Genomic DNA, 22,014 nt, shown 5'->3' with positions numbered 1-22,014 from the left:
GCGCTTAAAGCTGCCAGGAGCCGATATCGGCATTCACGCCGTCACCGTCCGGCTGGCCATCGGCACCGAGGGAGAAAATGTCCACCTCGCCGTTGACGCCAGGATTCAGGTAATTGTAGGGGCGGCCCCACGGGTCGTTGGGCAGTCGTTCAAGGTAGGAGCGCCAGTTGCTTTTACTGACATTGGCCGGGCGCTCGACGAGCACCTTGAGGCCCTGATTCTGAGTGGGATAACTGCCGTGATCGAGGCGGTAAAGCTTGAGCGCCTGCATCAAACCGCCGATATCCTGCCTGGCTGCCGTAGCGCGGGCCTGATCGGGGCGGTCAAGCACTTTGGGGACCACGATGGCCGCCAGAATACCCAGAATAACGACCACAACCATGATTTCGATCAGGGTAAAACCAGCCTGGGCGCGATGGCCTGCAGGCCGCTGCGTGACGCGCGCGACTTCCATATCTACTTCCCTTGATAATCCTTATCAGCGCCGCAGTGTAACAAAACTATAAAACGGGACGAGGGAAATATTCAGTGATTTGCGTTCGCATCAGAACGGTGGACCAGTGCTATTCTGCGCCCCTGTAGTCCGCCAGGAGGCACCATGGGACAGACACACAAGGAACGTGGTTTCACCCTGGTCGAGGTGCTCGTCGCGCTGGCAATTATCGCTGTGTCCATGTCGGCAGCGGTGCGTGTTGCAGGTGGGATGACGCAAAGCAATGGCCTGCTGCGTGACCGATCAATCGCCCTGCTGGCCGCGCAGAACCGACTCGCGGAATTACGTCTCGAAGGTCAGCTCAAGGCTGGTGTTAAAACCCTCGATTGTGATCAGGGACGTCTGCTGCTGCGCTGCGATCAGACCCTGAGCGCCATGGCCGGTGGCACGCTGATGCGCGTAAACGTAAGGGTGTCGGAACGTGAGCGACAAGGGCCGCCGCTGGCGCGCCTGGAAACAATACTGGGCCGCCCCTGGGTCAGGCCGCAGTGAGCCATTCAGCGGCGTATCAGGTCCGGCAGCCCGGAGACCTCGGAGAGCGTGCTGACCTTGATTCGGGTCTGCTCCGATCCTCGCTCGATCACCACGCCGTCAGCTTCTATCGCGACCAGACGTACATCCCTCGCCAGTCGCTCGCCCGCCATCACGCTGCGCGCCGGACCATCATTGAGCCGGACAACCGCCACCGCACCTCGCGCGCCCGCCATGACACCGGACACACTGATCTGCACTTGCGAAGGCTGATTGGCAAACCATTGCCTTGCCGGGCTGGCGGAACCGCCTTCCTGGGTTACGCTCGTCTGCACAGGCGCGGACGATTGAGCCGATGTCATCAATAACGAAGACCAGACCACCACGCCTGCCAACGCCGCAAGCAAGGCCGCTGACTGCAACAATCGCGGAGCCGATACACCAAAAGCAACTGCCATGACTGAACCTCCTGTTCGTCTGGAACCAGAGTCTACATCAGACTGCGCGTCGGTATAGCGGCTCAACCAAGGACCCCGGCTTCATGACCATGGACAGGCAACAGGGCTTCACCTTGATCGAACTGATGGTCGTGCTGGTCATCATCGGCATTGCCAGTGCCGCCGTCAGCCTGAGCATCAAACCCGATGCCGACGCACTGCTGCGCAAGGACAGCCAACGACTGGCGCAACTGCTGCAGATCGCCCAGGCCGAGGCCCGCGCCGACGGCCGCCCGATCACCTGGCTGGCCGATGGCAAAGGCTTCGTTTTCCAGCGCCGCGACGAACAAGGCACCGGTTTTGATCACTTCACAGACGACCCGCACCTGCATCCGCGCACCTGGGAAACCCCGTCCATGCGCGTGCAGATCCAGCCTCGCCAATCCGTCGTCCTGAACGCCGAATGGATCACGCCGGTGCTGCACATCCGCCTCTCCGATGGCGAACACACGCTGGGCGTAGAGCGTTCGGCCTTGGGTCAGTTGAACGTGTTCAGTACGCCATGAACAAACATCAGCGTGGCTTTACCCTGCTCGAAGTGATGGTCGCGATTCTGCTGATGTCCATCGTCAGCCTGATCGCTTGGCGCGGCCTGGACAGCGTGACCCGCACCGACGCCCGACTGCGTGAAAACACCGAACAGACCGAGTCCTTATTGCGAGCCTTCAATCAGCTGGAGCGCGACATGGCCCTGCGCGCCAGCATCGAAATGCAGGAACCGGACCTGGACGGCGATCAGAACGACCGATCTCAGGCCCCGGCAGCAGTCAGTGTGCGTGCCGCTGACACGGGTGAGTTCCGTCTGGACGTGATTCGCAGTGCCGCCGTATCGGGCGAAGGCCTGCAACGCGTGCGCTGGTGGCTGAAAGACGGAACGCTCTATCGGGCCATGGGCCTGCCGAGTGATCGATATCCACTGCCTGCGCCCAAGGAAGGGGTTGCGGTGCTTGGGAGTATCGTGGATATGCAGACACGGATCTGGAAGACGGACAATGACTGGCACACGCTTGATGGTAATCGGGAGAATAATCCTAAAGGGATCGAGATTCGATTGACTCGGGAGACGGGTCGGGGGCGGGAGGAGTATAGGAAGGTGGTTGGGAATTTGGATTGATGGGGGTTTAGGGACGCTCCGATCTACTACAGTAACCGCTCCATGAACACCAATCAAAACGCTAAGCTAATGCCGGAAGCTGGATTCCCGATTTTTTCAGAAGCCCATCTACCATGATGCGACTCAACGCTCAAGTCGAGAAAGTGTACCTCTACCCCAAGACCGTCGACTTTAGAAAATCCATTGACGGCATGGCTGCGCTGGTCGAACCGGATATCAGGATTGACGTGTTCGACCCGGTACTTTTCGTTTTCCTCAACAAGCGACAACAACGCTATTCCCCCAACAAAAACGAGAGCTTTAATATTTTTCTCCAATCATAAGCGCCTGACCGCCAGACCAAAACCTCCAATCAGTACTTATAATCCTCAGGAATTTCAATATTCTTATCCCTGTAGATCACAAGCATTTTTTCTAAGTCCTCATGAATATTTAAAAAGTAATCTGAAAGCGTTAAAAATCTAATGCGAGCCATAGTGAGCGCCCCTAAACTCAAAACATCATCATTGTTTTCTACCCCAGCAATCAATTTTTCAACATCATCAAAAGCAAGGCGCAAATCCTTTGAAAGTTCCTCATCCCAGTCCTGCCTATAGTTAGCACTCCAGCCGTCGTGGCAAAAATCTATCTTATTTTTTGAAATAAGAGCAGAGATTATTTTCTTCACATCATTCATGCGCGTCATTTATAGTCCTTCCGAGTGGAGCTTTTGTCTTTTCAGGGTTAAGAGTACCATCCAAATTAAGGACATAAGTAGCCTTACTTCAAAGTTTCCCTAGGGTTTCTTCAACCGTTGCATAGACCGTTCTACAACAACAATACTTGCTTCATACGGTAAACGGCTCTCACCAATTTTTGTCCCAGCCTTTTATTGAGACTAGTCGATTGCAATGTAAAGAAATCATCCACACCTCCCAAACATGGAACCTTCTGAATGCCATTTGCCCCGATCTAACAATCTAAAAATCAAAGCGCACGACCTAAAATCTCTTTAACATCATCGGCCAAGTCAGCTAATTCTATCTTAGGGTTAAGTACCATTAGCTGATCAGCGGTAACGTCTAGCGATGTAAACACTTCCTCAAGCACGATTGCATCGATGCTTTTTTCATAGTAGTCCTCAGCTAAAATTTTATAAGCCGCAATACTTCCCGCTAAAAAACCCAGCAGCGGATACTTTTTCAACCCTTCCGGCAACGCACACCACGATGGCTGTTTGAGATCACGCCAAAAAAACAGACTTGCAAAACTCGTAGAGAACGCTGGTTCAACTTTAAATCGCTGAAACGCCTCGGGCATGGCATTCAAACATTTAGACACATTAGATAGTGGAGAACCAAACATAACTTTTCCCGCAACACCTGCATCGGTAAAGTGCAAAAAATACTCAGCCCCGAACCGTCCCTCATCGAGCCCATCATTTCTTGCCCCGCTCCATCCCAATTACAGTTGAATGAGAAACATCTGCACTCCCACTCGGGCATGATTATAGCATCCAACAGCGCAAGGCCTTGGGCCACATATTTAACACGCTCAACTGAAGGTAGCTCGTTTATGTATAGAATTGAACTATCCATCTAGGACCGCCTATTTGTCAGATTTAGCCCTAGTCTCTTGTGGAGATATGATTGGGAGATATGAACTGAAATTTTACCATTACAATTTTTTGGTTTTATGTGGTCAAACGGCCACTCGCTAGGATCTGGAGTTACACCGCGCTGACTTTTTTGTAGTTTGATTAAGACAGCACCACCGGCATCGGATTTAACTACGCCGTCGTTGGCTGCTTTATTCAATCCCAACGCCTCTTGTTTTTGCCGCAAAGCAAATTCTTTACCGGGGCCGATATTTGGCGGATTTTCAACATTTGAATAATCGACTTTCGCAGGAGCGCCAATCTCTTTTGCACCATCAGCCTTTTATGCGTTCTAAGAACTCGACCATTGCTAGTGGATCACGCCCCACAAGTTTTTCAATTAAATCTTCCGCTGCCCAATGCAGAATCATGTCCCCTCCCCCACCATCCTTGCAGAGGATGAGATCACTTGACAAAGAAGAGTCAACAACATTGACTTCTCTATCGCTGAGTGCCATCAGGCCACCGTAGCCATCATAAGGAATGACCCAGTAAAAACGCTCGTTCTCTATCCAGTAAATCCCAAACACCTGTACAGGCTCTTCTCGCCCAATTTCTCGAATAATCATTCCACATCACTCAATAGCTCTACCGGGCTGCAGCACAGGGGGGCAGCTGTTGCGGCGTAGTAATTTTCATATCGTATGATTTACCGGTTACGGAGTTGTACTGGTAGTGGATGGGTATATTTTCTCCGTTAGGTAGACGGTGACTTACTTCCGCTTTTCTCCATCCCTCACTCCGCGGGAATCTTTATCGCCCGCTAGTTTTGTATCACGACCAGCAGAAGAATTTTGTATCACTCTGTTCCACAAAGTCTGCTCGTTCAGATCTCTTGGCGCCGTTAACTGATTCAACGTTTAAGCAAGCTTTTAAAAGCCTCATTTTGATAGTTTATTGATCGAACCATGTTTGGGAGCGCATTTTTGGTGTCCGACCATTGTCAGCATCTGCATCTGTCCCCGCAGACTTAAATTGGGGTAAACACTCTATCAGAAACCCATATAAACACCTGCCGATAGAAAGTCTTCACGCCCCCTTGACAAATACAGCCATAAAAACAAAAAACAAAAAACAAAAAACATTGAACCTCAACCAATATCAGAAACCAGCATCATACAGACCATTATTAAACTGAAAGCAAAGCCATACCTACACTTGCCGGACCGATATGCCATGAGCATTTTTCATATACTGACAATACTCCTCTCCACCATATATCAAAACCCCTGTATCCCACCACCCTTCACCGCGACTAAGACTAACGCCAGGCTGCAACAGGGATTTAAACTCATCATCAAGACGGAGAACCTCTTCAAATATCCACTTAACCTCACCCGCCTTACAAATTTCCGGATGATCCAACAAACACTGCAGCAACCCCCTCACCCTAATTTCGTTTTTGTATTCAGAGTAATCCCAAGCATAACCACTTCTACATTCATCGACAAATTCTTGCCATCTTTCAACCAAAGAACTGACACTTTCATCCCCAAAACCGAGATCTTTCAAAACCCCCAAACACAAATCAGCAATATTTTCAGTACTCATAACTGATCCTTAAAGTATTTTAGTTGAGCTGCAGCATCGCCATCGGGTCTAAAGAAAGTATTTATTTTACCATTTCGCATCACACCAAAATAACCTGTAGAAGGTTCAAACCTAAGGGTAGAGCCGTCTGCTCTTACCCCCTGCTGAATACCACTTCTAGCAGAGGGTGACCAAAAGGATCTTGCAGCGCTTACATAAGAATCCAAAGAAGTAAACTCGGGCATATCAGCACCATCCTGCTTAGCCACCGCTTTTCCTTTCGCACCCAATACTACGCCTTGAGAATGTTTAGCGTAATGCTCGAAGGCTTTCCTTCCATTTGAGAATTCAGGCAATAGCTGAAGAGCATTACCTCCCTCACTTTGGAAACCATCATAGCTCGAGTCATTGGCGGCAGCTTTTCCGGTACCTACAACACTTGTTTCTCCAGTAACCAAACCGGATGCAGGGCCTTTGGTACCTGCGTCAGCATCAACAAAAGAGGTTGTAAGGTTTTTATCGTTGGCTGCAACCGTTACCCATCTGCCTCCAATCCACTTGGTGACAATACCTCCGCTGACGGAGGTAATCAACCCAGTGGCTACATCGAAGATCAGTGCGCCTGCCTGCTGGTCAGACTGTGCCAGTAGCTGATCACCCAAGCGCTCAAGCCCCTGCGCAGGGATCGGACTGGTTGCCCATTCCACCCCCGAATTTGCCGCTGACCATATGTCTTGGGCCGCGCCGACAACTGTATTAATGGGTTGAGCAAGGCCTGCTAAAGAATCAACAATCTTGCCTGGCCATTGTATCGCTTCGTTAATACTGCCGATGCCGCGCTCGGAAAGCATGTAACCCAATGTTTTTGCGGGAGCATATCCGTTAAATGTTACCTGGTTGGGATCTACGCCCTTGAGGGCAAAATAGTCATCAAAAAGTGCCTTGTTGTATTCACCTAGGCTCCACCCGCCGTCTTTAAAAGACTGGAGTTGAATAAGGCGTTTGCGCTCTTCCAGCTCATAGTCTCTTGCTTTGTCAAGCTCATCCATCCCACGAGTGATATTAGCCTGACAGGCTTCAACGTTCCCACCCATTTTTCCACATGCAGCCCGAGCCTCATCAGCCGCCCGGATCTCAGAGTGTAATAGCCAGTTGTATTGGGTGGCGTTTGCCGCTACAGCAGCAGCGACTTGAGCATCCGAATTACCGGCCGTAGCGCCCAGGACCGCGACAATTTGCGATAGCGCTAAAAGATTCGCTTGGGCCTGCTCGTACTCTCGTGTTCCCTTGAGGAGGTTTGAAGGGAGTAGCTTATCCCCGAGGAGCCCTACCAAAACTTCATTCGCACCGCCTACAAAAGCCCCCGCACGAAAGTCTCCTCCCATGGCTTCGGCTAGCAGACCACCCAAACCAGCATGCAGAAGGATCTTGACAAGGCCGCCGTCGGCAAAACCTGAGTTACCGATCTGACCTGCACCTACAGCCCCTCCTATGCTGGCCGCTGTGCCTACAAACGAGCTAGCCAGATTGTCCGCAAAACTACCGCCGTACACTGCGGTTTTTATCACTGCATCTGCAGTTATTTTTAACGCGACAGCTTTGGCACTGGGGATATCAAAATCCACGCTATCTGGCGTGTATCCGAGGCCATCAGCAACGCCAGCCGTCGCGACTGCCACCGCATACCCCTTGATGCTGTCCTTGGATGTAACATCTTTCAGAACTCTTCCAAGATTACCCCGATTGTCAATCGTGCTGACTGTGGCTTTGGTAGCAACACTGACAGCGCCAGCCTGCACCATAGCGTTCAGGCTGGCCATCATCGGTCCCATGACAGCAGCCAGAGCAATCGCAATAATCAGTTGAGATGCAGGGCCTAACCCAGAGTTCTGATACTTAAATGACTCATGAACCTCTTTCACCAATCGCCAATCCACATCCCCCCTTGCTTCAGCTTGTTTTAACCAAGCAAGTTGTGGATCGGCTTTAACCATCGCATCGATAGATTGGCTTACGGTCTGTTGATCTATCTGTTTGACATCGATTGCCAGCCCATTAACAGCGTTGATCGCGATGCTGCCTTTCGCAGACATTTGCGTCTGACGAAGTGTCTCGTCGGTATTGCCCTTGCCCTTCGAGGAAGTCCAGAACGCGTCATTTTTACTTTTAGTATGGCTTTCGTCGTGAAGATCCTTCACCCCCTCAAACGTCACCGCCCCGCCACTCTCAATCGTCAGGTCTTTCCCGCTCTCCAGCTTCGCCACCTGATACTTCTGATCGCCACCACTCGCCAGAACCAGATCACCGCCAGTCGTGATTTCACTTCCGATGTTCTTCACATCGGTCACTTCATCGCGCTTGAAGTTCTTGGAACCAAACGAGCCCTTTTTCTTCTTGTCGTACAGCGAGTAGTCACTGTCTTGCGCCGCGAGGATGTCGAGGTTTTCGCCCGCCACCAGGTACGCTTGCTGACCTGCTGTAATCCGACTGGAGATCACGGCGAGGTTCTGACCGGCTTGCAGGGCCACGCTGCCACCAGCGTTGAGGTCGGTAGCGATCTGGCTGACGTGATCTTCCTGACGGGTCAGTTTCTTGCTTTTGGACAGGGAGTGCTCTTCGTCCGCCGCAGAGCTGATGGTCATGTTTTCCGTGGCAGCCATTGCGATGTCGCGCTTGGCATCGATGTCGCTGGCAATCAGGGAGATATCGCGGCCAGCCTTGGCGCCCAGATCACGTCCAGCAGTGACAGTAGAGCCCAGCTGGGTGATGTCGCTACTATTGTGGTTTTTGTCGAAGAACAGGCTGTTATTGACTTCCGTAGTCCCGATCGTCAAATCACGTCCGGCAACAATATTCAGATCACGCCCGCTTTCCAGAACGCTGCCACGGTTGATGAAGTCACGACCAGCCGAAATGCTCATGTCGTTGGCAGCTTCGATGCGCGCCGCGCTGTCGGCGAACTCGCTGTGTCGCTGTCCACGGACATCGTTGTCCATCGACGTGATGCTGCGCTCGTTGATCACGTCACCATTGAGCGAGGTCAAGGACACATCACGGCCTTTGATGATGCCGCCTGCCGTGTTGATCAGATCGTTGCCTGCCAGCAAGTCCAGGCGATTGCCCGCCTCTATCAAACCGGCATTGACAAGGTTGTTGCCCGCGACGGCGGAGAGATTGTTGCTGGCGAGTAATGTGCCGACGTTATCGAGGTTCTGGCCAGCAATCAGCGAGACGTCGTTACCGGCGATCAATGCACCGGTTGGTCCCAAACGGTTATCCGCCTGCGCCAGGTACAACACCGGAACCAGGACCTTTTCGCCATTCACTTCATGTTCTTCGAGCCAGACGATGTCGTGGGTCAGCGCGGCAACCTGCTGCGAACTCAGCGATACGCCGACAGCGAGGTTCAGTTGTTGCTTACTCGCGATAGCGTTGTTCATCAGGTACTTGAACTGCGCTTCGTTGGAGGTCTGTCCCTGAATGAACGCCTGACCGGTACGAGCGACCACCGCTTGTTGCACAAGCCGCTGCTCGTAAAGACCGTCGCCCAGACGTTTGGCACTGACTTCCGGGTCGTAGCCGAGACCTGCAAGCAGGTAATCCGAACTCATGAACTGCTTGAGTTCAGTCAGTACCGGGTTGGTTTCGATCAGGTATTTCTGAGGCTTGGAGACGAATGTGCTGTTTGGCAGCCCCTGAACCTTCGCGACCGTTTGCGAGGCGGCACCTGCGACAGGGCTGATAGCGTTGCTCTGAGAGACAACAACCGGCTGCGCTGCGCTGGTCACCTGATTGGCTTGAGCGATCACTGACGGTCTGGCGGAAGTCGGGATCTGACTGGCTACTGACGTACCGATGACCTGTGTAACCGAGGTGATCGCGCCGCCCTGCACCGCCCCAGGATTCTGGATCGTGCCACCACTGGATGAGGCTGCGGTAATCAACGGCACTGCGGTCGACGAGCCGTTACTTTGAACAGGCAATAGAGCGCCGTTGCCCTGATTGCTCGCTGTCACTCCGGCAACTGTATCGACCAGAGTTACGCCAGCGGCGTCTGAGCTGTGACCCGGCAAGATGAATCCACCAGCGTTCGAAAAACCCGGAGCACTGGTGTCGAAGGTTGATGCATTCGCACTCACACCGGCAGCCTGCCGTGTGGTTAGCGCAAGCTGGCGAGTGGCGCTGTCGATCTGTCCGACGGCATCGAGTTGAATGATGCCAGGCTGCGCATCAGGAACAGATTGCTCACGCTGAGCCAGCGAAATGCTCGCGCCGCCTATTGTCCAGCTCTGCGGGGTGCCGGTGGCCTGGGAAATAGAACTCGTGTTGCCTGATTGACCACTAAGACGGAACAGGCCATTCTGGCCTGTCGGCAGGCTGAAACCTGGCAGGGCAAGTGGGTTGACTTGTTGTTGAGCAAGGTCAGGGGGGAGTTGGGCGTTTATTCTAATAACTGTTGTACCTGCACCTGAAGTTCTCGTATCTTGGACTTTACTGACGCCACCACCTGCCAGATAATCCTGACGAATAACACTATTCTGTAACTGCTGCGTTGCGCTTATAGAAACGTTGCCCCCTGCCTGAATTACAGCACTTCGTCCTCCTACGTTACCGTCACGAGCCCTCTCCACATCACTTACTAAATTGTGCCTCGCGATTTCGTCCGGTATCGTTTGGAATAGGTTATGCGGGTCATACATAGACACTGGCAAAGTTCTATTAAACCCACCTTCAGTGTAGTATTCAGAATAAGGTACATTTTCAACATACTGCAAAGTCACGGGATCTTTTATCATGTACACGGTCCAATCTACTGGAGTATCGGACCCAACCGAAGTTATTTCAGGCACCACCACACCCAACCGGAGCTCCCCATCAACACCGACATAATAAATATTAGGAAACTCAGGATTATTACGCTGATTATAAGCTTTTAGCAGATCTAGCTCACTATAAACACTATTATCTGAGACCCCATCGGCCTTGTAGATACGTGTACGCTCAATATCACCTCCAATCGCACCAATATTTCTGAAATCAACAGCGTTGACGCTAATATTGCGACCAGCATTAATATTGCTTTTACTATTTAAAAAATCCCCACCAGAAAAATAAAAATCACGCCCAGCAGCAATCAAAGAAGATGCAGATTCGTCGCTATCTGATACGCCTTCAAAAAACTCTCTCAATACGTAATTAACTGAATAGGTGTCGCCTTTACAGTCAAGACATTGTAAAGCCAATATGGCTTTAGTAAGCGTACGGCCTGCAGACCCTTTCTTACCATCAATTCCCTCTGTTCGATTTTCAAAAACTTTGGCGCCTATGGAAAAGTCACCTCCGCTTTCCATGCTTCCTGAGATATTTGCAACTCGACCAGCTTGCTCCACCCCATTACCAACAATAAAAGTATTACCTAAGCTGTAAATATCTCCTTTCTGGTTTGAAAAATCACTAGCGCCTAGTTTTATATTCGCACCACTATAAATCAATCCACCGTGATTGAGCACCGAAGATGCATTTACAGCAACATCCAAAGCCCCTCCTAAAGACCCATAATTATTAATTACACTTGCAGTCACCACAAGATCCGCAGCCGAAGATATACGACCGTAATTATCGAGCTGCCCAGACGCCTTAAGCTCGCTGTGAGCACCGCCCGCGACACTTGACGTACCATTCAAAGAAAGTTTGCTAGCCGCCAACTTTAGGCTACCGAGACTAGCTACTCGCCCCCCTCCCGAATAAGCCCCCTCGTTTTCTAGACTCAAGCTCCCATCACTAGCTATCAACCCATCATTGATCCAGTTCCCCCCCGTCCCGACAAATGCATCCGACGCCAGCAACTGCCCGCTCGCCGTCTGATTGAATGTCCCGACATTGACCGTCAATCTCCCTGCCTGAATCACGCTACTGTTTGTCCAGCTGTCAGCCGCGAGCGTCAGTCCGCCGCGCGTTACGACACTGCCGCCAGCATTGGTCAGATTGGGCGTGGAGATCGCGAAGGTGCCTTCTCCGGTATGCAGCAGAGAACCATTGGCATTGAGGAAGCTGGCCGCGTTAAGCGTCAGGTCGCTGCTTGCCACTTCCAGTCGGCCGCTGCGGTTGTCGAACTGGCTGCCGATCTGGAAGAGTGTCGAACCACCTGCCCCCAGCGCGCGAAGCTGGCCGGTCTGGTTGTCCAGATTCGCGGCGCGGATGTTCAGCGTGCTGTCACTCTCGATGATGCCCAGGCGATTGTTCAGCAGCCCGCCGAGATCGAGTTCGATCTGGCCGCCCGCAATCTGGCCGTCGTTATCACCGCTGTTATCGAAGTTGACGCCCTTGACGCGCACCAACCCTTTCGCGTACAGACCGCCATTACGGTTATCGAAATCCGACGTGGTTATCAGCGCTTCGCCGGTCCGGGCAGAAACACGACCGCCGTAGTTATTGAAGCCGCCCAACGCGGTCAGGTTGAGACGCTGAGCCTGGATCACACCTCCTTGCCGCTTGCCGTCATAACCGTTGTTCAACACGCCGGTAATGGTCGAAGTGAATGCACCCTGCAAACTGGAAAGCACACCACCCTGGCTGTTGAGATTTGCTGCGGTAACGCCCAGATCGCCCCCTTGGGCGATAATGCGGCCATTCAGGTTATCGACGTCTTTGTTAACAGATACGCGAAGCGCTCCCTGGCTTTGCAACGTGCCAAGTTTGTTGTCGAGACCTGCCGCGTCCACCTCTACATCGCCGCCCTGACTGTAGATCAGGCCGTCTGTAGCGTTGACCACATTACCGGTGGCGATGAGATGCAGCTTACCGTCAGATGCGAGTGTGCCGCGGTTACTGTTATCCAGTTGCCCGGCTGTATTGAGCGTCAACAGGCTCTTGCTGACCAGTTGGCCGCCCTGGTTATTGATCTGGGTACTGCGACGCAGCAATAACGCGCCGCCGCTGGCCAGCTTCCCGTTGGTGTTGGTCAGGGCAGCCAGCAGGTCGAGGGTCATCGCGCCTCTGCTGCTGAGGTTTCCCGCGCTGTTGTCGAGAGTTCCGCCCTCGAAACTCAGGTCCTGCGCGGCCGTCAGGTTGCCAGCGGTGTTATCAAGCGTAGCGGCTTTGATCGTCAGTCCGGCTCCGCTGTCAATCAAGCCTTTCTGACTGTTGTCCAACCGACCGGTAACGGTCAGACTCTGGCCAGCACCGCTGGACAGGATGCCTCCACTGTTGCTGAGGCTGTCAGACGTGACAGTCAGTGCCGTCTGGCTGACCAGTGCCCCGCCACCGCTGTTGAGCAACGCACCGCTCAGGTCAACGCCAACCGAGCCGTTGCGACTGGACAGCGTCCCGTTGTTGCGGTTGTCGAGACTTTTGCCGTGAACGTCCAGACGTTGCCAACCGGAAAGCAGGCCGTTCTGGTTATTGACGCTGTCGGTTGCGACCGTCAGTACGTCGCTGCTGATGACCTTGCCGTTTGTGTTATCGAGCGCACGGCCGTTCAGCTCAAAGCTCTGTGAGCTGGAGATTTCGCCTGACTGGTTGATGAAGTCGCGTACGCGCTTGAACGTCAGAGAGCCTTTGGCAGAAACCAGTCCGCCACGGTTATCCAGATCAGCGTTTTTCAGATCAATGGACAGACTGGTGTTGCCCATCAAACGTCCAGAGTCGAATGACAGCGCATCAAGGGTGACGCTCATCGCGCCCAATGCCGAAACTTCACCACCGTTGCCCGAATTCAGACTGTTGGCTGTCAGAACCAGCGTACTGCCGCTATTGATCAAGCCGTTGACGGTGTTATTGATCGTTGTTGCGTCTAGCGTCAGACCCGTTTTAGCCAGTAACTGGCCTGTCTGGTTATCAAGGACGCCCGAACCCAATTCAAGAAACTGGTTCGCGTTGATGAGGCCTTTTTCGCGATTGGTCAGCGTCCCGGTAACCGTCAGTTCCAGATCGTTGCGACTGGTCAGGGTCCCACCGGTGTTGTCCAGCGTGCCTGCCTTGGCATCCACACCTGCTGCGGCGATCATGCCTTTGACGTTATTCAGTGCATTGGCAATACGCAGAGTGAGGAATTGATTGCTGAGTACCTTGCCGCCGTTGTTTTCAAGGCTGTTTGCAGACAGCGTGAACGCCTGCCCACTGGAAATTTCGCCACCCTGGTTCAACACCACACCCAGATTTTTCAGCAGCAGCGTGCCTGGGGCATTGATAAGTCCGCTCTGGTTGTCCAGTTGGCCATTGTTCAGATCAAGGCTGAGTGAGGTGTTGCTGAACAGAGTGCCTTTCTGCTGATCCAGACGGCTGACGCTTGCGGTCATTGCCTGACTGCTGCCGATGCTGCCGCCACTGCTGTTGGTGAGTTTCGCGGCGGTCAGCTCCAGTCGGTCACCGGTGCTGACACGCCCATTCTGACTGTTATCGAAATCGCCCGTAGTGAGCTTCAGCAAGCCCTTGCTGCTGATGGTGCCGCGCTGGCTGTTATCGAGGACCCCGCTCCCCAGATCGAGTGCACCATCGGTCACCAGCTTGCCGCCCTGATTGCCGAATGCTCCGACGCTACGCAGATACAGGGTGTCAGCACTGGAAACATTGCCAGCGGTGTTGGTCAGGCTGCCAGCCTTCAGGGTCAGCGTACCTTCGCTGCTGACCAGGCCCTTTGTGTTATCGAGCAGCCCGGACAAATCGATATTGATGTCCTGCAGCCCACTTAACGTTCCGCCGGTGTTGTCCAGTGCCGTGCCGACGACCGTCAGGCCGGTCGTGCTGGATAGCAGGCCATCGTTCTGATTGGTAGTCCGGGCGACGTTCAGTTTCAGGGCTTTCTGCGCAAGAACCTGGCCGCTGTCGCTGTTATTCAGCCTGGCTCCGGTCAGTGTGATCGTGTCCTGACCCGAGATCTCGCCACCACGGTTGTCAATATCAGCAACATTGATACTCAGCGCCTGGGTTGCACCAATCAGGCCCTTGTTGCTGTTGGTCAGTGCATCACCGGTCAGCGTCAGAGAGCCCTGCGCGATCAATTGGCCGCCTTTCTGCTGCAGATTGCCTATGTGCGCGACAAGGTTTTTCTTGCTGGCAAGCTGACCTTCAAGGTTGTCGACGGAAGCCGCATACAGTTCTACGTCTGCATCGGCAATGACCACGCCTTTCGTATTGTTCAGAGCGGTGTCGACAGTCAGGTCCAACGCGCCACGGCTGCTGATCAAGCCTGTGGTGTTGTCCAGCACCGCGCTATGCATATCCAACGCAGCAGCGGAAATAGAGCCTTTGACGTTGGCCAGCGCCTCGTCGATGACCAGCGTCAACTTCTGGCCGCTCAGCAACTTGCCGCCACTGTTATCAAGGCTACCGGCCTTCACTGTGAAGGCCTGATTGCTGGATATTTCGCCGCTCTGGTTTGCAACGCCTTTGAGGTTTTTCAGCAGCAGTAGGCCGGAGGCATTGATGAGGCCGCCCTGGTTGTTCAACTGCCCGTTGTTGAGGTCCAGACTCAACGAGGTGTTGCTGAACATTTCGCCCGCCTGCTGATCAAGACGGGTGACCGTGGCGGTCAATGCCAGTGCGCTGGCGATACGCCCGGCACTCTGGTTGATGACCTTGCCTGCTGTCAGTTCAAGCGTATCGCTGCTGGTCAGGCGGCCTTTCTGACTGTTGTCGAATGTGCCGACAGTAACAGTGACCTTGGTCGCACCTTTGCCAGACAACGCTCCGCCCTGGCTGTTGTCGAGGCTGGCACTGGAGATCGTGAGCGTTGAATCTGTGGTAACAGAACCGGACTGGTTAAACAGCGCGCCTGTTGTATCAATCTGCAATGCATCAGCGCTGGACAGACTGCCCTTGGCGTTTTGCAGCGAATCGGCTGTCACACTTAGTGCGGCTTCGCTGCTGAGCAGGCCGCCCGTGTTGTCCAGTGCGCCGGTCAGCAGGACGGTCAGGTTGTTCTGAGAGGCCAGCGTGCCGCCCGCGTTGTCCAGCCGAGCGCCGTCCAGATGCAAGGTGTTGCCGAAAAGCAGCCCCTTGTTAAGGTTGATGATGCGCGCCACTTCCAATTCCAGCGCAGTACCGGCTAGAACCTTGCCGCCGTCACTGTTCTCAAGCGTTTTGGCAGTGATGTCTACGCCGATCTGGCTGGATATCTCACCGTTGCGGTTGTCGATATCGTCCACATTGAGTTTCAGCGCTTTTGTTGCGCCTACCAGACCACCCGACCGGTTATCCAGCGTCTTGCCGATCAAGGTCAGATCACCTTGCGCAACCAGCTCACCGCCTTTCTGGGTCAGGCTGTCGATTTCAGTAACAAGATCAGCCTGACTGGCGATACGTCCCGAGTCGTTGAGCGCTGTTGTCACCTGTAATTTCATCAGGTCAGCAGCATTGAGCAGGCCGCTCCGGTTATCCAGAAACGTGCCTTTCAACTCAAGGCCAGCGTTACTCTGAATACCGCCTTTCTGTTTTGCCGCCAGATCTGCCTGATTGTTGTCGAGTTCATCGACGAACAGCTGCATGCCTTTTTCAGCACGGATGGCTCCGCCGCGGTTGGCGACGCTGTCGCTGTGTACGATCAGCAGATCCCTGGCGATGATGCTGCCGCCACGGTTGTCCACTGAGAAGCTGGATAGATCCATCAGCCCCTTGGCCTGCAGGCTGCCCCCGGTTTGATTGTCCAGTGCCCCCGTCAGAACGAGAGAAAGCTTGCCGTCGGTCACTACCGATCCAGACTGACTGTTGTCCAGGCTCACCGCGTGAATATCAACGCCCTGCCCTGACCCCAAGGTGCCTACCTGATTGTTGATCGCCTTGCCAACGACCATGTTCAGAAACTTGTCGGCCATGACCTGACCCTGGGTATTGTCCAGGCTCAGGGAAGCCAAATCGGTTTTGCCGGCGCTGGTCAGTTCACCCAGTTGGTTTGACAGAGCGTCCTTCACATCAATGATCAGATCATCATCACTGCTGACGCTGCCGCCATTGTTGTTCAGTTCATTTGCACCAAGATCGATCCCCATGCCGGAAACCAGACCGCGCACGTTGGTAAGCAACTTATCGACGCGCACGATCAGTGCCTGCTCGCTGATAACCGAACCGTCAGTGTTGTCCAGCGAAGTGGCCGACAGCTTGAAACCATTGGCGCTGGAGATTTCGCCATTCCGGTTATCGACTGTGGTCAGGTTTCTCAAGAGCAGTTGGCCAGGGGCCGTGATCAAACCGCCCAGGTTCTTCAGCACACCGTTGTTCAAATCGAGGCTGACGTCGCTATTACTGTAGAGCCGGCCGTCCTTGCTCTGATCTAGGCCGGTGACGAACGCCGTCAGCGCTTTCGCACTGGCGATACGGCCTGCCTCACTGTTGTTGACCTGAGCCGCGGTCAGACTCAGCACATCCGTGCTGGTCAGGCGACCGCCCTGCTGGTTGTCGAACGCTCCCGTATCGACCGTTACCCCTTTGCCTGCGATACGGCCATTCTTGCTGTTATCCAGACTTGCGCTGTCAAGCCTCAGGTCGGCGCTGCTCAATATCTCACCGCCCTGGCTGACGACGTTTCCGGTAACAGTCAGCAAGGACGTATCAGCGCTGGTGATGCTGCCGCCTGTATTGTTCAGCGATGCAGCCTTCAGCTCCAACGTTCCATCGCTGCGAACAACGCCCTGACTATTGTTCAGCGCATCGGTAACGTTAAAGCCCAGACTGTTTTTGCCGTAAATCCGACCGCTGTCCGTGTTGGTCAACTGGCCCAGATTAAGTTGTACAGACTGCTGGCCTGAGACCACGCCTGCGGTCTGGTTATCGAGACTGTCGGCCGTCAGCAAAAGAGCCCCGTTGGCCAGCAAGCGGCCTTTGCGGCTGTTATCGAATTGACCCACTGTTGCCGTCAGCGTACCCAGGCTTGAGACTTCTGCATTCTGGTTGTTCAGCGTCGCGGCATTCAGTTCAAGACCTGTGGCAGAAATCAGCCCGCGCAGGTTGTTCAGCAACTTATCAACGCGCACGATCAGTGCCTTGTCGCTGATTAATGAACCGGCGGTGTTATCCATCGAGTTGGCCGTCAGCGTGAAGCCGTTGGCGCTGGAAATTTCACCGCTCCGATTATTGACGGTGGTCAGGTTTTTCAGAATCAACTGGCCCGGAGCGGTGATCAGCCCTCCCTGGTTATTCAATACACCGTGACTCAAATCGAGGCTGACATCGCTGTTGCCATACAACCGACCATCATTGGTCTGGTCGAGGGCAGTCACCACGGCAGTCAATGCCATCGCGCTGGCGATGCGACCCGCCTCACTGTTATTGACCTGGCCGGCAGTCAGGCTCATGACTCCGCTGCTGATGAGGCTTCCGCTGTTCTGGTTTTCGAACGTTCCGGTGGTCAACTCAATGCCGTTACCGGCAATTCGCCCTTTGCGAGCGTTATCGAGACGACCTGTCGTGAGCTTAAGACTGGCGTCGCTCAGCACCTCACCGCCGTTATTGACCGCAGCTCCGGTGGCAGTAATCGTAGCGGTTTGCGCACTGGAAATACTGCCGCTGGTGTTGTTCAGCGATGCGGCCGTCAGGGACAACGTGCCATCGCTGCGGATGACGCCCTGTTCATTGTTCAATGCACTGGCAATGTTGAAACCCAGGCTGTTTTTGCCGTAAATCCGACCGCTGCCGGTATTGGTCAATTCACCGAGATTCAACTGGACGGATTGCTGCCCGGAGACCACGCCGTTGGCCTGGTTGTCGAAACTGTCTGCCGTCAGCAACAACGCGCCGTTGGCCATCAAACGGCCTTTCTGGCTGTTATCGAACTGGCCGACCGTTGCTGTGAGCGCCCCGAGGCTGGAGATTTCCGCGTTCTGGTTGTTCAGGGCTGCCGCGTGCAGCGCGAGGCCATTGGCAGATACCATCCCGCGCAGGTTGGTCAGCAGCTGGTTTACGCGAAGGATAAGCGCCTTGTCGCTCAGCACCGAACCTTCGGTATTGTCCAACGAAGTGGCCGCCAGCGAGAAACCATTCGCACTGGAAATCTCGCCGCTCCGGTTACTCACCACATTCAGGTTTTTCAGCAGCAACTGACCGGGTGCGTTGATCAAACCATCCTGGTTGTTCAGCACACCGTTATTCAGATCGAGGCTGACATCACTGTTGCTATAAAGCCGACCATCACTGGTCTGATCAAGACCGGTGACCACCGCCGTCAGGGCCATGGCGCTGGCGATGCGACCTGCCTCGGTGTTGTTGACCTGAGCAGCAGTCAGCCCAAGGGTGCCGGTGCTGGTCAGGCGGCCGTCCTTGTGGTTGTCGAATGCGCCCGTGGTGACGGTCACGCCGTTCGCTGCAATGCGACCGCTCTGACTGTTGTCCAGCGAGCCGCTGGTCAACGTCAGGCTGGCGTCACTGAGCATCTGTCCGCCCTGGTTGACGACGGCTGCAGTGGTGGTAATCGAGGCCGTTCCGGCGCTGGTGACGCTGCCGCCGCTGCTGGCAAGGCTCGCCGCGCTCAGGTTCAGGGTGCCATCACTGCGCAGCACGCCCTGATCGTTATTGACGGCTCTGGTGGCAGTCACGCCCAGGCTGTTTCTGGCGTAAACGCTGCCCTTGCCGGTGTTGGTCAGTTGCCCCAGCGTCAGTTGAACGTTCTGCTGGCCGGATACCGAACCGGCGTTCTGGTTGTCCAGATTGTCGGCCGTCAGTTGTAGGGTGCCGTTGGCCATCAAACGGCCTTTCTGACTGTTATCGAACTGGCCGACCGTTGCTGTGAGCGCCCCGAGGCTGGAAATTTCCGCGTTCTGGTTGTTCAGGGTTGCCGCGTGCAGCTCGAGGCCATTGGCAGATACCATCCCGCGCAGGTTGGTCAGCAGCTGGTTGACGCGAAGGATCAGCGCCTTGTCGCTCAGTATCGAACCTTCGGTATTGTCCAACGAAGTGGCCGCCAGCGAGAAACCATTCGCACTGGAAATCTCGCCGCTCCGGTTACTCACCACATTCAGATTTTTCAGCACCAACTGGCCGGGTGCGTTGATCAAACCATCCTGGTTGTTCAGCACACCGTTATTCAGATCCAGGCTGACATCACTGTTGCTATAAAGACGACCATCATTGGTCTGATCAAGGCCGGTGACCACCGCTGTCAGGGCCATGGCGCTGGCGATCCGGCCCGCCTCGGTGTTGTTGACCTGAGCGGCAGTCAGCCCAAGGGTGCCGGTGCTGGTCAGGCGGCCGTCCTTGTGGTTGTCGAATGCGCCCGTGGTGACGGTCACGCCGTTCGCTGCAATGCGACCGCTCTGACTGTTGTCCAGCGAACCGCTGGTCAACGTCAGGCTGGCATCACTGAGCATCTGTCCGCCCTGGTTGACGACGGCTGCAGTGGTGGTAATCGAGGCCGTTCCGGCGCTGGTGACGCTGCCGCCGCTGCTGGCAAGGCTCGCCGCGCTCAGGTTCAGGGTGCCATCACTGCGCAGCACGCCCTGATCGTTATTCACGGCTCTGGTGGCGGTCACGCCCAGGTTGTTTCTGGCGTAAACGCTGCCTTTGCCGGTGTTGGTCAGTTGCCCCAGCGTCAGTTGCACGTTCTGCTGGCCGGACACTGATCCGGCGTTCTGGTTGTTCAGCGTGTCAGCTGTGAGCTGCAAGGTACCGTTGGCCAACAGGCGACCGTTGCTGCTGTTGTCGAACTGAACGAGCGTGGCGGTCAGGTTGCCCAGGCTGGAGATTTCACCGGTGCGGTTGTCCACGGTGCCGGTGTTCAGCAGCAGGCCACCTGCGGCGTTGATGATGCCCAACTGGTTGAGCACCTGGCCGGAGATGCGCGCGGTCAATACGGCGCCGCTGGACAGTTTGCCTTGCTGGCTGTTGTCCAGCGTTTGGGCGGTGATGTTCAGATTGCCGCTGCTGCTGATCAGCCCGCTCTGTGCGTTCAGTATTTGAGAGGCATTGATATCAGCGTTACCACCCTGGCTGAGAATACGCCCGGACTGGCGGTTGTCGATCACGCCCGCAGCAACCCATACGCGGGCCTGTCCGTTCAGTGTGGCGCCCTGGTTGTTGAGCGTCTGGGTAACGGTCGCCTGCAAGGCGCGGCTGGCGGTGATGCTGCCGCTGTTGGTCAAGCTGTTGGCCGACAGGGTCACATCGCCCGAAGCGTTGCGGCTGTTGTCTGCGTTGACGCCCGCTTCGATCACGGCCGAGTTACGCAATTGACCGCCAGCGGACAGGGTCAGTGCATCGCGGGCAGCGACGTTCTGCCGGGTGGTGAGATCACCGCCGGTGGTCATCGCCAGTGAGGACCCGGCGTAGACCGGCCCGTTGACCTCTGCGGTGTTGGCCCGCACGTTAACCGCGCCGCTCGCCGCCACCTGCATGACGTTGAGGTGGCCGTTGGCATCGATCTGGATATCGCCGCCACTGGCCGCCAGGTCTCCGGCGAGCCTGACGCCGACGCCCGCTTCGGTACCGACCAGCCGGATGGCACCGGCGTACATGCCGCCCAGGGCCGAGCTGTCGATCGCCAGTTCCGGTTTGCTGCTGCCGTCGTCTGCCAGTGCCGTCGGGTTCAGGGTCTGTGCATCGACGTCGTTGCGACCGGTGATGATCTTGAGGCGCTTGGCGTGCAGTTCGGCGTTGATCTTCGCGCTGCGGGTGATGATGTCGAACTGATCGACGTTGTCGGCATTCAGCCCCACGCCGTCAATCGAGATGCTGCCACCCTGGACGTTGAAGCGCTGCAGTTGACCGTTGGCGTCCAGAATCGGTTTGCCGGTGGTCAGCGTGACCTGCGGCGTGTTGATGAACCCGCAGCCGTTGCAACTGATGCCATACGGGTTGGCGACAATGACGCGGGCCGCCTGCCCCGCCACTTCTGTGTAACCCCTGAGCTGGCTGGCATTGGCGCCGACCACTTCGTTGAGAATCGTGTTGGCCGCTGTGCCACGCAGGTTGGAGTTGCCGACGATGATGCCGCCCAGCTGGGTGCTCTGGGTCTGGTTGGTCGAGTTGTTGAGGATCACGCCCTGACTGTCGACGTTGTACTGCTCGAACTGGTTGTGCGACAGGCCGCTGGCATTGGGCGTGGCAATGTTGATGATGGGCACGCCATTGCCGGCCTGGCCCAGCGTGGTCCCCGTGCCACTGACCGCGATGCCTTCGGCCTGAACCAGCAGCGGCTGCCAGAACAGGGCATTGGCCAGAATCAGCGCAAGGCCACGCTTGGGCATTCCCCAGAAATGCTGACGCTCGGTCAACGCCGCAGAAGGCTGACGGGCGAGCAGAGCAAACTGGTGAACGTCCATGTAAGTGACCTCGAAACGGAAAAGATGAA

Annotated in this window: 11 protein-coding genes; 4 read left to right on the top strand and 7 right to left on the bottom strand. The window is 55.0% G+C overall.

All coding sequences use genetic code 11. The annotated features are described in order from the left end of the window. Positions 1 to 4: 4 nt before the first annotated feature. Positions 5 to 454, bottom strand: a complete 450-nt coding sequence (gene gspG / locus CFBP1590_RS11815) for a type II secretion system major pseudopilin GspG (protein ID WP_043305962.1) — start codon at positions 452 to 454, stop codon at positions 5 to 7. A gap of 144 nt (positions 455 to 598) precedes the next feature. Here gspG and gspI point away from each other — a divergent pair, with 144 nt between their 5' ends. After that, positions 599 to 985 carry a type II secretion system minor pseudopilin GspI gene (gene gspI, locus CFBP1590_RS11810; RefSeq protein ID WP_058431640.1) on the top strand — a complete coding sequence of 129 codons (387 nt, stop codon included), beginning with the start codon at positions 599 to 601 and terminating at the stop codon, positions 983 to 985. 5 nt (positions 986 to 990) lie between these two features. On the opposite strand, the gene CFBP1590_RS11805 is transcribed toward gspI, so the two are convergent. Further along, entirely contained in the window at positions 991 to 1,422 is a 432-nt protein-coding gene (locus CFBP1590_RS11805) for a type II secretion system protein N (RefSeq protein WP_058431639.1), read from the bottom strand. 83 nt (positions 1,423 to 1,505) lie between these two features. On the opposite strand from CFBP1590_RS11805, the gene CFBP1590_RS11800 reads away from it, so the two are divergent. The 3 genes from CFBP1590_RS11800 to tnpB all read left to right on the top strand — a co-directional run bounded on the left by CFBP1590_RS11800 (position 1,506) and on the right by tnpB (position 2,898). Further along, the gene (locus tag CFBP1590_RS11800) at positions 1,506 to 1,967 is read left to right on the top strand and encodes a GspH/FimT family pseudopilin (protein WP_058431638.1); all 462 of its coding nucleotides are present in this window, start codon (positions 1,506 to 1,508) and stop codon (positions 1,965 to 1,967) included. After that, the gene (locus CFBP1590_RS11795) at positions 1,964 to 2,575 is read left to right on the top strand and encodes a type II secretion system protein GspJ (protein WP_088235075.1); all 612 of its coding nucleotides are present in this window, start codon (positions 1,964 to 1,966) and stop codon (positions 2,573 to 2,575) included. Before CFBP1590_RS11800 ends, CFBP1590_RS11795 begins: the two co-directional genes overlap by 4 nt. Before the next feature lie 113 nt (positions 2,576 to 2,688). Further along, positions 2,689 to 2,898, top strand: a complete 210-nt coding sequence (gene tnpB / locus CFBP1590_RS28345) for an IS66 family insertion sequence element accessory protein TnpB (RefSeq protein WP_004882000.1) — start codon at positions 2,689 to 2,691, stop codon at positions 2,896 to 2,898. Between the two features lie 29 nt (positions 2,899 to 2,927). On the opposite strand, the gene CFBP1590_RS11785 is transcribed toward tnpB, so the two are convergent. From CFBP1590_RS11785 to CFBP1590_RS28700, 5 genes are all read right to left on the bottom strand, one after another. After that, a complete protein-coding gene (locus CFBP1590_RS11785; protein ID WP_088235074.1) occupies positions 2,928 to 3,260 on the bottom strand; it encodes a hypothetical protein in 333 nt (110 codons plus the stop codon). A 281-nt stretch (positions 3,261 to 3,541) separates the two neighbouring features. Continuing rightward, positions 3,542 to 3,955, bottom strand: a complete 414-nt coding sequence (locus CFBP1590_RS11780; RefSeq protein WP_145958177.1) for a hypothetical protein — start codon at positions 3,953 to 3,955, stop codon at positions 3,542 to 3,544. A gap of 531 nt (positions 3,956 to 4,486) precedes the next feature. After that, complete coding sequence (locus CFBP1590_RS11770; RefSeq protein WP_088235071.1) at positions 4,487 to 4,780, bottom strand: hypothetical protein; 294 nt, start codon at positions 4,778 to 4,780, stop codon at positions 4,487 to 4,489. Between the two features lie 583 nt (positions 4,781 to 5,363). Beyond that, positions 5,364 to 5,762 carry a hypothetical protein gene (locus tag CFBP1590_RS11765; RefSeq protein WP_088235070.1) on the bottom strand — a complete coding sequence of 133 codons (399 nt, stop codon included), beginning with the start codon at positions 5,760 to 5,762 and terminating at the stop codon, positions 5,364 to 5,366. After that, entirely contained in the window at positions 5,759 to 21,985 is a 16,227-nt protein-coding gene (locus CFBP1590_RS28700; protein WP_231991843.1) for a two-partner secretion domain-containing protein, read from the bottom strand. Before CFBP1590_RS28700 ends, CFBP1590_RS11765 begins: the two co-directional genes overlap by 4 nt. Positions 21,986 to 22,014 lie beyond the last annotated feature (29 nt).

The organism is Pseudomonas viridiflava (genome assembly GCF_900184295.1).
Lineage (GTDB): Bacteria > Pseudomonadota > Gammaproteobacteria > Pseudomonadales > Pseudomonadaceae > Aquipseudomonas > Aquipseudomonas viridiflava.
The sequence above is the reverse complement of the archived record's forward strand: the minus strand, read 5'-3'. Positions and strand labels throughout refer to the sequence as shown.

Excerpts from the sequence above, each read along its gene's own strand:
- tnpB (WP_004882000.1), top strand. The coding sequence starts at position 2,689 with ATGATGCGACTCAACGCTCAAGTCGAGAAAGTGTACCTCTACCCCAAG.
- CFBP1590_RS11785 (WP_088235074.1), bottom strand. The coding sequence starts at position 3,260 with ATGACGCGCATGAATGATGTGAAGAAAATAATCTCTGCTCTTATTTCA.
- CFBP1590_RS11770 (WP_088235071.1), bottom strand. The coding sequence starts at position 4,780 with ATGATTATTCGAGAAATTGGGCGAGAAGAGCCTGTACAGGTGTTTGGG.
- CFBP1590_RS11765 (WP_088235070.1), bottom strand. The coding sequence starts at position 5,762 with ATGAGTACTGAAAATATTGCTGATTTGTGTTTGGGGGTTTTGAAAGAT.
- gspI (WP_058431640.1), top strand. The coding sequence starts at position 599 with ATGGGACAGACACACAAGGAACGTGGTTTCACCCTGGTCGAGGTGCTC.
- CFBP1590_RS11805 (WP_058431639.1), bottom strand. The coding sequence starts at position 1,422 with ATGGCAGTTGCTTTTGGTGTATCGGCTCCGCGATTGTTGCAGTCAGCG.
- gspG (WP_043305962.1), bottom strand. The coding sequence starts at position 454 with ATGGAAGTCGCGCGCGTCACGCAGCGGCCTGCAGGCCATCGCGCCCAG.
- CFBP1590_RS28700 (WP_231991843.1), bottom strand. The coding sequence starts at position 21,985 with ATGGACGTTCACCAGTTTGCTCTGCTCGCCCGTCAGCCTTCTGCGGCG.
- CFBP1590_RS11800 (WP_058431638.1), top strand. The coding sequence starts at position 1,506 with ATGACCATGGACAGGCAACAGGGCTTCACCTTGATCGAACTGATGGTC.
- CFBP1590_RS11795 (WP_088235075.1), top strand. The coding sequence starts at position 1,964 with ATGAACAAACATCAGCGTGGCTTTACCCTGCTCGAAGTGATGGTCGCG.